Annotated in this window: 16 protein-coding genes and 1 tRNA gene; all 17 read left to right on the top strand. The window is 55.1% G+C overall.

Features of this window, described 5'->3' with window-relative positions; all coding sequences use genetic code 11:
- Nucleotides 1–1,899 (top strand): polyribonucleotide nucleotidyltransferase (gene pnp / locus ACEQU8_RS14080; protein WP_370264440.1); only part of this gene is annotated, 1,899 nt, incomplete at its 5' end.
- Between the two features lie 5 nt (nt 1,900–1,904).
- Nucleotides 1,905–2,924: an NAD(P)H-quinone oxidoreductase gene (locus ACEQU8_RS14075; RefSeq protein WP_370264439.1), complete on the top strand. Its 1,020-nt coding sequence runs from the start codon at nt 1,905–1,907 to the stop codon at nt 2,922–2,924.
- Nucleotides 2,921–3,688: a triose-phosphate isomerase gene (gene tpiA / locus ACEQU8_RS14070; RefSeq protein WP_370264438.1), complete on the top strand. Its 768-nt coding sequence runs from the start codon at nt 2,921–2,923 to the stop codon at nt 3,686–3,688. Before ACEQU8_RS14075 ends, tpiA begins: the two co-directional genes overlap by 4 nt.
- Before the next feature lie 9 nt (nt 3,689–3,697).
- Nucleotides 3,698–4,060: a preprotein translocase subunit SecG gene (gene secG / locus ACEQU8_RS14065; protein ID WP_370264436.1), complete on the top strand. Its 363-nt coding sequence runs from the start codon at nt 3,698–3,700 to the stop codon at nt 4,058–4,060.
- Between the two features lie 8 nt (nt 4,061–4,068).
- Nucleotides 4,069–4,154: transfer RNA gene (locus ACEQU8_RS14060), tRNA-Leu, on the top strand.
- Between the two features lie 84 nt (nt 4,155–4,238).
- The gene (locus ACEQU8_RS14055) at nt 4,239–4,598 is read left to right on the top strand and encodes an NADH-quinone oxidoreductase subunit A (protein WP_370264435.1); all 360 of its coding nucleotides are present in this window, start codon (nt 4,239–4,241) and stop codon (nt 4,596–4,598) included.
- An 80-nt stretch (nt 4,599–4,678) separates the two neighbouring features.
- Nucleotides 4,679–5,155, top strand: coding sequence for an NADH-quinone oxidoreductase subunit B family protein (locus tag ACEQU8_RS14050; protein ID WP_370264434.1), 477 nt, complete (start codon nt 4,679–4,681; stop codon nt 5,153–5,155).
- 11 nt (nt 5,156–5,166) lie between these two features.
- Nucleotides 5,167–5,766: an NADH-quinone oxidoreductase subunit C gene (locus ACEQU8_RS14045; RefSeq protein WP_370264432.1), complete on the top strand. Its 600-nt coding sequence runs from the start codon at nt 5,167–5,169 to the stop codon at nt 5,764–5,766.
- Nucleotides 5,767–5,768: 2 nt separating this feature from the next.
- Nucleotides 5,769–7,022: an NADH-quinone oxidoreductase subunit D gene (locus ACEQU8_RS14040; protein WP_370264431.1), complete on the top strand. Its 1,254-nt coding sequence runs from the start codon at nt 5,769–5,771 to the stop codon at nt 7,020–7,022.
- Between the two features lie 15 nt (nt 7,023–7,037).
- Complete coding sequence (gene nuoE, locus ACEQU8_RS14035; RefSeq protein ID WP_370264429.1) at nt 7,038–7,517, top strand: NADH-quinone oxidoreductase subunit NuoE; 480 nt, start codon at nt 7,038–7,040, stop codon at nt 7,515–7,517.
- Entirely contained in the window at nt 7,514–8,809 is a 1,296-nt protein-coding gene (nuoF, locus tag ACEQU8_RS14030; protein WP_370264428.1) for an NADH-quinone oxidoreductase subunit NuoF, read from the top strand. The genes nuoE and nuoF overlap by 4 nt, the downstream gene beginning before the upstream one ends.
- A 20-nt stretch (nt 8,810–8,829) precedes the next feature.
- Entirely contained in the window at nt 8,830–11,097 is a 2,268-nt protein-coding gene (gene nuoG, locus ACEQU8_RS14025; protein WP_370264427.1) for an NADH-quinone oxidoreductase subunit NuoG, read from the top strand.
- Between the two features lie 14 nt (nt 11,098–11,111).
- Nucleotides 11,112–12,161: an NADH-quinone oxidoreductase subunit NuoH gene (gene nuoH / locus ACEQU8_RS14020; protein ID WP_370264441.1), complete on the top strand. Its 1,050-nt coding sequence runs from the start codon at nt 11,112–11,114 to the stop codon at nt 12,159–12,161.
- Nucleotides 12,162–12,173: 12 nt separating this feature from the next.
- On the top strand, nt 12,174–12,665 hold the full coding sequence (nuoI, locus tag ACEQU8_RS14015; protein WP_370264425.1) for an NADH-quinone oxidoreductase subunit NuoI: 492 nt from the start codon (nt 12,174–12,176) through the stop codon (nt 12,663–12,665).
- A gap of 30 nt (nt 12,666–12,695) precedes the next feature.
- Nucleotides 12,696–13,319 (top strand): NADH-quinone oxidoreductase subunit J, encoded by a 624-nt coding sequence (locus ACEQU8_RS14010; RefSeq protein ID WP_370264424.1) that lies wholly within the window; start codon nt 12,696–12,698, stop codon nt 13,317–13,319.
- A gap of 26 nt (nt 13,320–13,345) precedes the next feature.
- Complete coding sequence (gene nuoK / locus ACEQU8_RS14005; protein ID WP_370264423.1) at nt 13,346–13,651, top strand: NADH-quinone oxidoreductase subunit NuoK; 306 nt, start codon at nt 13,346–13,348, stop codon at nt 13,649–13,651.
- A gap of 6 nt (nt 13,652–13,657) precedes the next feature.
- Nucleotides 13,658–14,970 (top strand): NADH-quinone oxidoreductase subunit L (nuoL, locus tag ACEQU8_RS14000; protein ID WP_370264421.1); only part of this gene is annotated, 1,313 nt, incomplete at its 3' end.

Raw genomic sequence — 14,970 nt, 5'->3', positions numbered from 1 at the left:
GGCACAGCCACCGACCAAGAATCGCTGACCGCTCGCTTGATCGAGCCCCCCCTGCGCCCCTTGGTCCCTGAAGGTTTTTACACCGAAGTGCCGGTCGCCTTGACCGTGCTGTCATCCAATCCCGAAGTGGATGCCGACATTCCCGCCATGATTGGCGCGTCTGCCGCCCTGGCCATCGCTGGCATTCCATTCAACGGCCCAATTGGCGCCGCGCGCGTGGGTTATATCAACAACGAATACGTGCTCAACCCAACCACCAGCCAGCTCAAAGACAGCAAGCTCGACTTGGTTGTTGCTGGCACTGAAGCTGCTGTGTTGATGGTCGAGTCCGACGCGCACGAATTGCCCGAAGACGTCATGTTGGGCGCTGTGGTGTATGGCCACGAACAAATGCAGTCCGTGATCAACGCGATCCACGCCTTGGTCGCCAAAGCTGGCAAACCCGAATGGGATTGGCAGCCTGCGCCTAAAAATGAGCCTCTGATTGCTGCCATCACCGAACTGGCTGGCGAAAAGCTGGCTGCTGCCTACAAGATCACTCAAAAACAGGCCCGTAGCCAACGTTTGAAAGAAATTTCTGCCGAGGTCAATGCCGAGCTGCCCGGCAAACTGGGCGAAGAGGGCATGGCGGGCATTACATCGGCCGACGTGGGCGATGTGTTGTTTAACCTCGAAGCCAAAATCGTGCGTGGTCAAATTCTGAACGGTGAACCACGGATCGACGGTCGCGACACCCGCACTGTGCGCCCCATCACCATTCGCACCGGCGTATTGCCTCGTGCCCATGGCTCCGCCCTGTTTACACGCGGCGAAACGCAAGCGTTGGTGGTCACCACCCTGGGCACAGGCCGTGACGAGCAAATCATCGATGCCATCGCTGGTGAATACCGCGATCGCTTCATGATGCACTACAACATGCCCCCTTACGCCACAGGCGAATGTGGCCGCATGGGTGCTCCAAAGCGTCGCGAAATCGGTCACGGCCGTCTTGCTCGCCGCGCCTTGGAAAACCTGCTGCCCAAGCCTGAAGAGTTCCAGTACACCATGCGTGTGGTGTCCGAGATCACCGAGTCCAACGGTTCAAGCTCCATGGCCTCAGTATGCGGTGGCTGCCTTTCCCTCATGGACGCTGGTGTGCCCATGAAGCAATTGGTGGCGGGTATCGCCATGGGTCTGATCAAGGAGGACAACAAGTTCGCCGTGCTCACCGACATTTTGGGCGATGAAGATCACCTGGGCGACATGGACTTCAAAGTGGCTGGTACTGAAAATGGTGTGACTGCGCTGCAAATGGACATCAAAATCCAAGGCATCACCAAAGAAATCATGCAGGTTGCCCTGGCCCAAGCGCGCGAAGGCCGCATGCACATTCTGGGTATCATGAAGCAAGCCTCCACCGGTGTAGGTGAGCTTTCTGCTTACGCACCCCGCATGATCTCCATGAAGATCAACCCCGAGAAGATTCGCGATGTCATTGGTAAGGGTGGTGCAACCATCCGCGCCATCACCGAAGAAACCGGTGCAAGCATCGACATCAAAGACGATGGTTCCATCACCATCGCGTCTGTGGATGGCGACGCTGGCGAGCGTGCCAAGAAGAAAATCGAGGAAATCACCGCTGAAGTGGAAGTGGGTGCCATCTATGACGGCACCGTTCTGAAGCTGCTCGATTTTGGCGCCATCGTGAGCGTGCTGCCAGGCAAAGATGGTCTGTTGCACATTTCCCAGATCGCCAACGAGCGCGTAAATACGGTCGGCGATTACCTGAAAGAAGGGCAGCAGGTTCGTGTGAAGGTGTTGGAAGCCGATGAAAAAGGTCGCCTGCGTCTGTCCATGAAGGCCTTGTTGATTCCTGAAGCACCTGTTGAGGGTGCGGCCGAAGGCTCTTCCGAAGCCTGATGAGCTTGACTGATCTAAATCACGCTGTCCCAGCCACCATGCAAGGCGTGGTGGTTTTGGAACCCGGTGGAGTAGAGCAGTTAAAGCTTGTTGATTTGCCCACGCCCCCCCCGGGGCGTGGGGAAGTGTTGATACGCGTGCACGCGGCCGGTGTGAACCGGCCCGACGTGTTGCAGCGCTTGGGTTTGTATCCCCCGCCGCCAGATGCCAATCCACGCTTGGGTCTTGAAGTCGCCGGAGACATTGTCGCTGTGGGTGAGGGTGTTGGCCAAGAGCGCTTGGGCAACGCGGTAATGGCCCTGTGCAACGGCGGCGGTTATTCCGAATATGTTGTTGTGCCCGCTGCGCAATGCATGTCAGTGCCCCCGGGGTTAACCATGGTTCAGGCAGCCAGCCTGCCCGAGGTGTACCTCACTGTGTGGCAAAACCTGGTCTGGACCGGAGGGCTTAAAGCTGGCGCCAAGGTCTTGGTGCACGGGGGCAGCAGTGGCATAGGAACTGCTGCCATTCAGTTGTGCAAGCGTTTCGGTGCCGAGGTGTTTGTCACCGTCGGCGGCCCCGCCAAGGCAAGCTATTGTGAGGCCTTGGGTGCAAAAACATACCACTACAAAACTGAAGTTTGGGAAGATCGAATTCTTGCCGATACCGAGGGGGTGGGTGTTGATCTCGTGTTGGACATGGTGGCAGGTGATTACCTGGACCGCGACCTCAAATGCGTGGCCGATCAAGGGAAAATCATCGTAATCGCCCTGTTGGGTGGTCGTTTTGCGAAAATCGACGGGGCGCGTTTAATGGCCAAGCGGGCCGAGTTGACGGGCAATACCCTGCGCCCCAGAAGCGCGCAATTCAAAGCCCGTTTGTGTGCAGAGGTTGAACAAGACCTCGCTGCGGGCTTTGCAAGCGGGCATTACAAGCCTTTGGTGGAAGCGGTTTATCCCTTGCAACAAGTGGCCCGGGCCCACACCCGCATGGAGTCGGGTGAGTCCTTTGGAAAAATTGTTCTAAAAATAGGTGAAAGCGAATGACAAACCGCAAAAAACTGGTGGCTGGCAACTGGAAAATGAACGGCAGCCTGGATGCGAATGAAGCCTTGGTTTTGGGGATTTTGCCCGAAGCGGATGGTGCCGTGGATGTTTCAGTTTTTTGCCCATTTCCATACCTGGGCCAGCTTCAGCGCCTGCTCAAAGGCGCTGGCGTGCAGTTTGGTGCACAAGACATGTCTGCGCATCTAAGCGGCGCATATACGGGCGAGGTGTCTGTGGCCATGCTCAAAGAATTTGGGGTGAGCCAAGTGATTGTGGGGCATTCCGAGCGCCGTACCTACCATGCAGAAAGCAGCGATATCGTGGCCAAAAAAGCCAGCCTAGCCATTCAAAACGGGGTCACTCCGATTGTGTGCCTGGGCGAGACGCTTGGGCAACGTGAGGCAGGTCAAGTGGAGTCGGTGATTGCCTCGCAGCTAGACCCAGTGATTGCCGAATGTTCAAAGTTTGTCAGCGACGGGGTGTGGAATCTTGTGATCGCCTACGAGCCTGTCTGGGCCATTGGCACCGGGGTTACAGCCTCGCCAGAACAGGCCCAAGAGGTTCACGCCATGATTCGCCAGCGCTTGCAGGCCATGTTGGGTGAAGCATTGGCCCAAAGCACTCGAATTTTGTACGGTGGCAGCGTAAAACCAGGCAACGCTGCAGAAATATTTGCAAAAGTTGACATCGATGGTGGCTTAATTGGAGGTGCGGCTTTGTCATCCGATGATTTCTCTGGAATAATACGCGCCGCGAGAGGTTAAATTAAATTTATGAGCATCTTCCACACATTCCTTACTGTGATGCAGGTTTTGTCTGCCATCGCGGTGATCGTTCTGGTTTTGCTGCAGCACGGCAAAGGCGCAGACATGGGCGCAGCCTTCGGCAGCGGCTCGTCTGGCAGCCTATTCGGTGCCAGCGGATCAGCTAATTTTCTAAGCCGTGCAACAGCTTTCTGTGCTACAATCTTCCTGCTTTGCACACTGGGTTTGGCGTTCTACGCAAGGGCCGATGTGGCTCCCCAATCCGGTGGTGTGATGGAGGCCATTGAGGCAGTTCCTGCAGAGGGCGCGGCAACCCCTGCAGAGGGCAAGCCGGCTCAACCCAGTACGCCGGTGCAAGAAATTCCGAAGTAATTAACTTCGCCGACGTGGTGGAATTGGTAGACACGCTATCTTGAGGGGGTAGTGGCCACAGGCTGTGCGAGTTCGAGTCTCGCCGTCGGCACCAGATCAATCAAAGCCGGTCTTTTGATGGATGACCGGCTTTTTTTTGGCCACTCAAAGGGCTATTAGGGTTAACACGGGAGTCAACGTGAATCTTGAATCTTATTTTCCGGTGCTGTTATTTATTCTCGTGGGCATTGGTGTTGGTGGTGGCGCCATGCTTGTGGGCCGTGTTCTGGCCCCCAACAATCCCGATGGTCAAAAACTCTCCCCGTACGAATGTGGCTTCGAGGCATTTGAAGACGCTCGCATGCAGTTCGACGTCCGCTACTACCTTGTGGCCATTCTCTTCATCTTGTTCGATCTCGAAATTGCATTTCTTTTCCCTTGGGCCTTGGCCTACCGGGAAATCGGCCCGGTTGGGTTTTGGGCAATGATGATTTTCCTCGGTGTGCTGGTTGTTGGTTTCATATACGAGTGGACCCGCGGCGCGCTTGATTGGGAGTAAGCGGCGTAAGGCACCAGCTGGGCATGGTTAGGGCAGGGGCAGGCAGTTAAAAATTCCACCAGTGGAAGGTTTGAAGAATCATGGCAATTGAAGGCGTTTTGAACGAAGGTTTTATCACCACCACGGCTGATAAATTGATCAACTGGGGTCGCACGGGTTCTTTGTGGCCCATGACCTTCGGCTTGGCCTGTTGTGCAGTCGAAATGATGCATGCAGGCGCCAGCCGTTATGACCTGGACCGTTTTGGCATCATTTTCCGCCCTAGCCCGCGCCAATCCGATCTGATGATCGTGGCGGGTACACTTTGCAACAAAATGGCGCCAGCCTTGCGCAAGGTGTACGACCAAATGGCTGAACCCCGCTGGGTGTTGTCCATGGGGTCTTGCGCCAATGGGGGCGGTTATTACCATTATTCGTACTCGGTGGTGCGTGGCTGCGATCGCATCGTTCCAGTGGATGTGTATGTGCCGGGTTGCCCGCCCACTGCCGAGGCCCTCATGTATGGTCTTTTGCAGCTGCAAAACAAAATCAAAAACACTTCCACCATTGCACGTTGAGGCATTCAGGCATGGCTAATAATCTTGAACGTTTGCAAGAGTCCCTCAGCCAGGTGCTGGGTGATCGTGTTGTGAGCCTGCAGGCCGCGCTGGGTGAGCTGAACCTCACCGTGAAAGCGTCGCATTACCTTGAAGCGTGCACACTCTTGCGCGATCACTCCGATTTGCGATTCGACCAATTGGTCGATTTGTGCGGTCTGGACATGAGCGAGTACAAAAACGAGATTCACGAATCTGGACGTTTTTGGGTGGTTTTACAATTGCTGTCGGTGGCCAATAACCAGCGTGTGCGCCTCAAGGTGTGTTGCGCTGACGATGATCTGCCAACCGTGCCCTCCGTGATCGACGTTTGGTCGTCAGCCAACTGGTACGAGCGCGAAGCCTTCGATCTGTTTGGCATCGTGTTTGAAGGTCACCCCGATTTACGCCGAATTTTGACCGACTACGGTTTTGTTGGGCACCCCTTCCGCAAAGATTTCCCCTTGTCGGGTCACGTCGAAATGCGCTATGACCCCGAGTTGGGGCGTGTGGTGTATCAGCCCGTCACCATTGAACCCCGCGAAATCACCCCTCGCATCGTGCGCGAGCCTCAGTACGGTGGAGCGAAATAATCATGGCAGAAATCAAGAATTACACCCTGAACTTTGGCCCTCAGCACCCAGCCGCTCACGGTGTGTTGCGCTTGGTGCTTGAACTCGATGGCGAGGTGGTTCAGCGCGCTGACCCTCACATTGGACTGCTGCACCGTGGCACTGAGAAGCTGGCCGAGCACAAAACGTTCATTCAAAGCCTGCCGTACATGGATCGCCTGGACTACGTGTCCATGATGGCCAACGAGCACGCATACTGCATGGCAATCGAAAAGCTGCTGGGCATTGAAGTGCCCGAACGCGCGCAGTACATCCGTGTGATGTTCGATGAGATCACCCGCATTTTGAATCACCTGCTCTGGATTGGCGCTCACGGTTTGGACGTTGGCGCCATGGCCGTGTTTTTGTACGCCTTCCGCGAGCGTGAAGACCTGATGGACTGTTACGAGGCGGTCTCGGGTGCTCGCCTGCATGCGGCTTACTACCGTCCCGGCGGAGTGTACCGTGACCTGCCTGACCGCATGCCACAGTACAAACCCTCCAAGGTGCGGTCTGCCAAAAAGGTCGATGAACTCAACCGCAACAGGCAAGGCTCGCTGCTCGATTTCATTGATGATTTCACGCAGCGCTTCCCCAAGTACGTAGACGAATACGAAACGTTGCTCACCGACAATCGCATCTGGAAGCAGCGTTTGGTGGGCGTGGGCGTGGTTAGCCCCGAGCGTGCACTGTCGATGGGTTTCACTGGCCCCATGTTGCGTGGCTCTGGCATTGCTTGGGATTTGCGCAAAAAGCAGCCCTATGAAGTTTACGACCGTTTGAGTTTTGATATTCCCGTGGGCAAAAACGGCGACTGCTACGACCGCTATCTGGTTCGGGTAGAAGAAATGCGCCAGTCCAACAAAATCATCAAGCAGTGTGTGGACTGGTTGCGTGCCAACCCGGGCCCCGTGATGAGCGACAACCACAAGGTGGCACCGCCTAAGCGTGTGGACATGAAGTCCAACATGGAAGAGCTGATTCACCACTTCAAGCTGTTCACCGAAGGCATGCACGTGCCAGAAGGGGAGGCGTATTCCGCCGTTGAGCACCCCAAGGGTGAATTTGGCATCTACCTGATGGCTGATGGCGCAAACAAGCCGTATCGCTTGAAGATCCGTGCTCCGGGGTTTGCCCATTTGCAAGGTCTGGATGAGATGTCGCGTGGCCACATGCTGGCCGATGTGGTGACCATCATTGGTACCCAAGACATTGTGTTCGGTGAAATTGACCGCTAAGGAACAAACGCAATCATGAAGTTGAGCGAAAACGCCTATCGCCTGATAGACAAAGAACTGACGAAGTACCCGGCCGACCAAAAGATCTCAGCCGTGATGGCTGGCTTGCGGATTGCGCAGGTTGAGTTGGGTTGGTTGCCTGCCGAGGCCATTGAAGCCGTGGCGGAATACCTTGAAATTCCGCCGATTGCGGCGTACGAAGTGGCCACCTTTTACAACATGTATGACACCAAAAAGGTGGGCAAATTCAAGTTGGTGGTCTGTACCAATTTGCCATGCGCTTTGTCTGGTGGCACCGATGCTGCCGAGTACCTGAAGAAAAAGCTGGGCATCGATTACAACGAAACCACCAAAGACGGCTTGTTCACCTTGAAAGAAGGGGAGTGCATGGGTGCCTGCGGTGATTCCCCAGTGATGCTGGTGAACAACCACCGCATGTGCAGTTTCATGAGCAACGAGAAGATCGATGCGCTGGTAGAGGAGTTGAAGTCATGACTTGTTTGCACGGACGACACATTAACCCAGTGATTTTGGCCGGTCTGGATGGTCAAAACTGGGACCTGAAAGGTTACGAGGCCCGCGGTGGCTACAAGGCCCTGCGCAAAATCCTGACCGAAGGCATTTCTCAGGAAGACGTGATTGCCGAAGTCAAAAAGTCGGCGCTTCGCGGCCGTGGCGGTGCAGGTTTCCCCACGGGTCTGAAGTGGAGTTTCATGCCTCGCCAATTTCCAGGTCAGAAGTACCTGGCTTGCAACTCGGATGAGGGCGAGCCCGGCACATTCAAAGACCGCGACATCTTACGTTACAACCCCCACTCCGTGATCGAAGGCATGGCCATTGCAGCCTACGCGATGGGTATTTCTGTGGGTTACAACTACATCCACGGCGAAATTTGGGAAACCTACGAGCGATTCGAAGAGGCGCTTGAGCAGGCTCGTGCGGCGGGCTACCTGGGCGACAACATCATGGGGTCGAATTTCAGTTTCCAGGTGCACGCCCACCAAGGGTACGGCGCATACATTTGCGGCGAAGAAACAGCGTTGATCGAGTCCATCGAAGGCAAGAAGGGTCAGCCGCGCTTTAAGCCGCCTTTCCCAGCGTCGTATGGCATTTACGGCAAGCCGACGACCATCAACAACACCGAAACATTTGCAGCGGTGCCCTTTATTTTGCAGAACGGCGGTGATTGGTTTCTGGAATTGGGCAAGCCCAACAACGGTGGCACCAAAATTTTCTCGATCTCGGGTGACGTCGAAAAGCCTGGAAACTACGAAATTCCACTGGGCACACCGTTCGCCAAATTGCTTGAACTGGCTGGTGGAATGAAGGGCGGCCGCAAGATCAAAGCCGTTATTCCCGGCGGTTCGTCCATGCCTGTATTGCCAGGCGATGTGATGATGGCCACCGACATGGACTACGATTCTATTGCCAAAGCGGGTTCCATGTTGGGGTCTGGCGCAGTCATCGTGATGGATGAAACCCGTTGCATGGTCAAAAGCCTGTTGCGCCTCTCGTACTTCTACTACGAAGAAAGCTGCGGCCAGTGCACGCCATGCCGCGAGGGCACGGGCTGGTTGTATCGCATAGTCAACCGCATTGAACATGGCCAGGGTCGCCCTGAAGACCTCGACATGCTCAATTCGATTGCAGACAACATTCAGGGGCGCACCATTTGCGCCTTGGGCGATGCGGCGGCCATGCCGGTGCGCGCTTTCTTGAAGCATTTCCACGAAGAGTTTGAGCATCACATCACGCACAAGTCGTGCATTGTGCCGGCTTACGTTTGAATCCCAGCGGGTAGATACACATGGTTGAACTAGAGATTGATGGCATCAAGGTCGAAGTGGCCGAGGGCAGCATGCTGATGGATGCGGCTGTGAAAGCCGGCAAGTATGTGCCTCACTTCTGCTATCACAAAAAATTGTCCATCGCGGCCAACTGTCGCATGTGCCTGGTAGATGTAGAAAAGGCGCCCAAGCCTTTGCCAGCCTGCGCCACACCAGTGGCCCCCGGCATGATTGTTCGTACCCAGTCCGAGAAGGCTGTGAACGCACAAAAGAGCGTGATGGAGTTTTTGCTGATCAACCACCCTCTGGATTGCCCCATTTGCGATCAGGGCGGTGAGTGCCAGTTGCAAGACATCGCAGTGGGCTACGGCGGCGTTTCCTCCCGTTATCAGGAGGAAAAGCGTGTGGTGTTCCACAAAGACATCGGCCCGTTGGTGTCAGCCCAAGAAATGAGCCGTTGCATTCACTGCACGCGTTGTGTTCGCTTCGGTCAAGAAATTGCCGGCGTGATGGAACTGGGCATGGCCAACCGGGGTGAGCATTCTGAAATTCTGAGTTTTGTGGGCAATTCGGTGGATTCCGAACTGTCTGGCAACATGATCGACCTGTGCCCAGTGGGTGCGCTCACTTCCAAGCCTTTCCGCTACAACGCCCGCACCTGGGAAATGGCGCGACGCAAGTCGGTCGCCCCCCACGACAGCCTGGGCTCAAACGTGGTGGTGCAGGTCAAGGGCGACAAAGTGATGCGTGTCGTGCCTCAAGAGAACGAGGCCATCAACGAGTGTTGGATCTCTGATCGCGACCGCTTCAGCTATGAAGGTTTGCAGGCCGAAGATCGCCTCACCGAGCCCATGATCAAGAAGAATGGTCAGTGGGTGAGCGCGGATTGGCAGACCGCCCTGAACATGGTTGCCGAGGGTCTGAAAAAGGCCCGCCGCGAATCGACCGACTTGAACAACATTGCGATGTTGGTGTCGCCCAACAGCACTTACGAAGAAATGGCTTTGGCCAAAGCATTGATGCAAGGCATCGGCTCCACCAGCATTGACGCGGGTGTGCGTCATCACGCCAATCTGAATTTGCAGGGTGTCACACCCTGGCTGGGCGCGAGTATTCAGGAAGTCGGTGATGCCGACGCCCTGGTGGTGGTTGGTGCCGATTTGCGCAATGATCAACCCTTATTGACACAGCGAATTCGCCAGGCAGCGAAGGCCGGTGCAAAGGTCGCCATCGTAAACGCTGGTGGTCTGGATCCCCTGATGCCCAAAGCCGCTTGGCTAAAGGCCGCTCCCAGCACATGGGCGACCAGCCTGGATTCCTCGACGGTCAAAGAAGCCTTGGCCATTGAGGGCAACAAGTTTGTGCTGCTTGGTCAACAGGTACTGATGAGCCCGTTTGCCAGCCAGGTGTTGGCCAAAGCGCAGGCCCTCGCTCAATCTACAGGGGCCAAACTGGGCTTCCTTGGGGATGGCGCAAACTGGGTGGGTGCATTTGTGGCTGGCGTGCAGGCCGCTTCGCATGGCGGTAAATCCTTCGCGCAGGCCGTGGCTGGCAAAGCCAAGGCGGCCATTGTGTTTGGTGCTGAAGCCGATCTTGACACTGGTTTAGGCCAATCTTTGGTGCGCGGTCTGATTGATTCAGAGTTTGTGGTGTATGCCGGGGCATTTGTGGGCAACGCCAAGCAGTATGCGGATGTGCTGCTGCCGATTGCGCCGAGCACCGAAACTTCGGGCACCTTCATTAACATCGCTGGGCAGGTTCAAACCTTCAAAGCGACTGTTCGTCCCGCTGGCGAAACGCGCCCCGGCTGGAAGGTGTTGCGCGTGATGGGCAACTTGCTGGGTCTTGAAGGATTCGAGTTCAACAGTTCTGAGGAAGTGTTGAAGGCCACCTTGCCCGCAGATCTCGCGCTCAACAACACGCTGGGTGAGCAGGCTGTGGCGGGTGTTGCGCTTGGTGGTGCCTTTGAGTTGGCCACTTACGTTCCCATTTACGACACCGACGCCCTGGTGCGCAGGGCCTCATCGCTTCGCAAGACCAAGTCCGCAAAGCCTGCTCTGATTCAAGTGAACGCGGCCACTGCTCAAGCCATTGGCGTTCAATCGGGCGACCAAGTCAAATTGAAAGATTCGGAGGGCGGCATTTTGCAGGCCGCAGTATTCGTGAACAAACACATTGCTGACAAGGTGATATTGGTGCCAGTGTCACGTGCAGAGACTCAGAGCCTGCGTGTGAGCTTTGGCGGAGTCGATGCAGAGGCCTTGGTGGCTGGTGAGGTGCAGGCATGAGCTCTCCTCTGGACATGATCACCACCTTTGGGTCTGATCTGCTTGGACCCGCTTGGCTGCCTGTGTGGACCCTCATCAAGATCCTCACAATCACTTTGCCTTTGTTGGGTTGTGTGGCTTACCTCACCTACTGGGAACGCAAAATGATTGGCCGCATGCACATTCGCATGGGGCCAAGCCACGTGGGTCCCATGGGTTTGCTGCAGCCCATTGCCGATGCGGTCAAGATGATGTTCAAAGAAATCATCGTACCCATCAATGCCAACAAGGGGCTGTTCATCATTGCTCCCATCATGACCATCATGCCCGCCTTGGCGGCTTGGGCGGTTATTCCCTTTGGTCCTGAAACCGTATTGGCCAATGTGAACGCAGGCTTGCTTTATCTCATGGCCATCACGTCCCTGGAAGTGTACGGCGTGATCATCGCGGGCTGGGCATCCAATTCCAAGTACGCCTTTTTGGCAGCCATGCGGGCGTCTGCTCAAATGGTGTCATACGAATTGGCGATCGGCTTTGTGTTGGTTACCGTGCTGTTGGTGGCCGGCAGCCTGAACATGACCGACATCGTCATGACTCAAACCACCGGTCAATTCGCGGACATGGGGCTGAACTTCCTGTCATGGAACTGGTTGCCCCTGTTGCCGCTGATGGTGATCTACATGATCTCTGCTGTGGCCGAGACCAACCGCCACCCGTTTGACGTGGTCGAAGGTGAATCCGAAATTGTGGCCGGTCACATGGTTGAGTATTCGGGCATGACGTTTGCGATTTTCTTCCTGGCTGAGTACGCCAACATGATCCTGCTGTCCTGCTTGGCGGCCATCATGTTCTTCGGAGGTTGGGATGCTCCAGTGGCCTTCTTGAGCTTCATTCCTGGCTGGATCTGGCTCGGGCTGAAAACCTTCCTGCTGGTGTCTATGTTTATTTGGTTCCGTGCATCGTTTCCACGCTATCGCTACGACCAAATCATGCGCCTGGGTTGGAAAGTGTTCATTCCGCTCACGCTGGTGTGGCTGGTCGTTGTGGCCGCATGGATGCAGACACCCTGGAATATCTGGAATTAATCGAGAGTCAACATGGTTCAAGTCATTAAAGATTTTTTCGGCAGCCTGCTTCTGCGGGAGATGCTCAAGGGCATGGCCCTGACCATGAGCTATATGTTCAAGTCGCCCATCACCATTTTGTACCCGATGGAAAAGACGCCCATGTCCCCGCGTTTCAGGGGCTTGCATGCCCTGCGACGCTACCCCAACGGGGAAGAGCGTTGCATTGCCTGCAAATTGTGCGAGGCTGTTTGCCCTGCCATGGCCATCACCATTGAGTCTGAGCAGCGAGAAGATGGCACCCGTCGAACAAGCCGTTACGACATCGACCTCACCAAATGCATTTTTTGCGGATTTTGTGAAGAGTCTTGTCCTGTGGATTCGATTGTAGAAACACACATTCACGAGTATCACGGCGAAAAACGCGGTGACCTGTATTTCACCAAGGAAATGCTCTTGGCCGTGGGCGACCGTTACGAGGCCGAGATCGCAGCCAACCGTGAAGCCGATGCGGCTTACCGTTAAACCGATACAAAACTAAGAAGACCCCAAGTCATGGATGCAATAACCGGTTTCTTTTATGTGTTCGCCGCCATTTTGGTGTTTGCGGCACTGCGCGTGATCACCGCACGCAACCCAGTGCACGCGGCGCTTTATCTGGTGCTTTCATTTTTTTCGGCGGCGGCCATCTGGATGCTGCTTGAAGCAGAGTTTTTGGCCATCTCCCTGGTGTTGGTGTACGTGGGGGCAGTGATGGTGCTGTTCCTGTTTGTGGTCATGATGGTCGACATCAACATGGATAAGGTGCGCGCGGGGTTTTGGAAAAACCTGCCCATTGCAGCGATTGTGGGCTCTCTCATTGCTTTCCAAATGTCGGTGGTGCTGTTGCGTGGTTTCTGGGACCCCAACATGGAAACTCCCGAGCAGGCGGCCAACAACACCCAGGCGCTGGGCAAACTGTTGTACACCGAGTATTTGTACCCCTTTGAAGTGGCTGCCCTAATTTTGCTGGTTGCCATGGTGGCCGCCATTGCGCTGACCTTGCGCAAGCGCAAAGACACCAAGGGGCAGGTGCCTTCCGAGCAGGTTCGTGTGAAGGCGGCTGACCGCGTAACCCTGGTGAGCATGCCGGCCGATATTGACCGTAAACAGACCAAAGATGGTCAACAGCAGCGCTAATTGAGCCAATCGAGGACCTAATTACAATGATTTCACTTGCTCATTTTCTGGTGCTGGGCGCGATCCTGTTTTCGATCAGCGTGATAGGCATTTTTTTGAATCGCAAAAACCTCATCGTGATCCTGATGGCCATCGAGTTGATGCTGCTGTCGGTGAACATGAATTTTGTGGCTTTCTCTCACTACTTGGGCGACCTGTCCGGGCAGTTGTTCGTTTTCTTCATTCTCACAGTGGCTGCTGCTGAATCTGCCATCGGTTTGGCGATTATGGTGGTGCTCTTCCGAAACATGAACTCAATCAACGTCGAAGACCTCGACCAGCTCAAGGGGTAAGCGCCAATGAATCCTTTGTATCTGATCGTTCCCTTTGCGCCTTTGGTTGGCTCTATTCTGGCCGGTTTTTTTGGCAAGCAGATTGGCCGCACCGGTGCCCACACCGTCACCATCGCCGGCGTGGCCATTTCATTGGTCGCCTCCATTCTGGTGTTTATGGATGTGATGGAGGGCAACACCTTCAATGGCACCCTGTACCAGTGGGCAGTGGTCGGTACCCTGGTGTTTGAAGTGGGTTTTCTGATTGACACCCTCACGGCAACGATGATGCTGGTGGTCACCAGCGTCTCTCTGATGGTGCACATTTACACCATCGGCTACATGGAAGAAGACGAGGGTTACCAGCGGTTCTTTTCGTATATTTCGCTCTTCACCTTCTCGATGTTGATGCTTGTGATGAGCAACAACTTCCTGCAGTTGTTCTTTGGCTGGGAAGCTGTGGGCCTGGTGTCTTATTTGCTGATTGGTTTTTGGTACACCAAACCGACCGCTATTTACGCCAACTTGAAGGCCTTCCTGGTTAACCGTGTTGGAGACTTCGGGTTTATTTTGGGCATTGGCTTGTTGATGGCCTATGCGGGCTCGATGAATTACACCGAAGTGTTTGCCCAGGCAGACAGCCTGGCTGCGCAGACCATGCCGGGCACCGACTGGCCATTGTTGGCGGTGGCTTGTATTTGTTTGTTTATCGGTGCCATGGGCAAGTCGGCGCAGTTCCCCTTGCACGTTTGGCTACCAGATTCCATGGAAGGCCCAACGCCCATTTCTGCGCTGATCCACGCTGCGACCATGGTAACCGCCGGTATTTTTATGGTGAGCCGCATGTCGCCGCTGTTTGAACTCAGTGACATCGCGCTGAACTTCGTGTTGGTGATTGGTTCCATTACGGCGCTCTTCATGGGCTTTTTGGGCATCATTCAAAACGACATCAAGCGCGTGGTGGCGTATTCCACCCTGTCGCAGTTGGGTTACATGACCGTTGCTTTGGGCGTGTCGGCCTACCCTGTGGCCATTTTCCACCTCATGACCCACGCGTTTTTCAAAGCACTGTTGTTCCTGGGTGCAGGTTCGGTGATCATTGGCATGCACCACGACCAAGACATCCGCCACATGGGTGGATTGTGGAAGTACATGCCCATCACCTGGATTACGTCGCTTTTGGGTTCTTTGGCTTTGATTGGTACGCCGTTCTTCTCTGGCTTCTACTCTAAAGACAGCATCATCGAGGCGGTGCATTTTAGTAACCTGCCTGCTGCGGATTTCGCTTACTTCGCCGTTACGGCTGGCGTCTTTATCACGGCCTTCTACAGCTTCCGAAT

The sequence above is a fragment of the Limnobacter sp. genome, assembly GCF_964228395.1.
GTDB lineage: Bacteria > Pseudomonadota > Gammaproteobacteria > Burkholderiales > Burkholderiaceae_B > Limnobacter.
The sequence above is the reverse complement of the archived record's forward strand: the minus strand, read 5'-3'. Positions and strand labels throughout refer to the sequence as shown.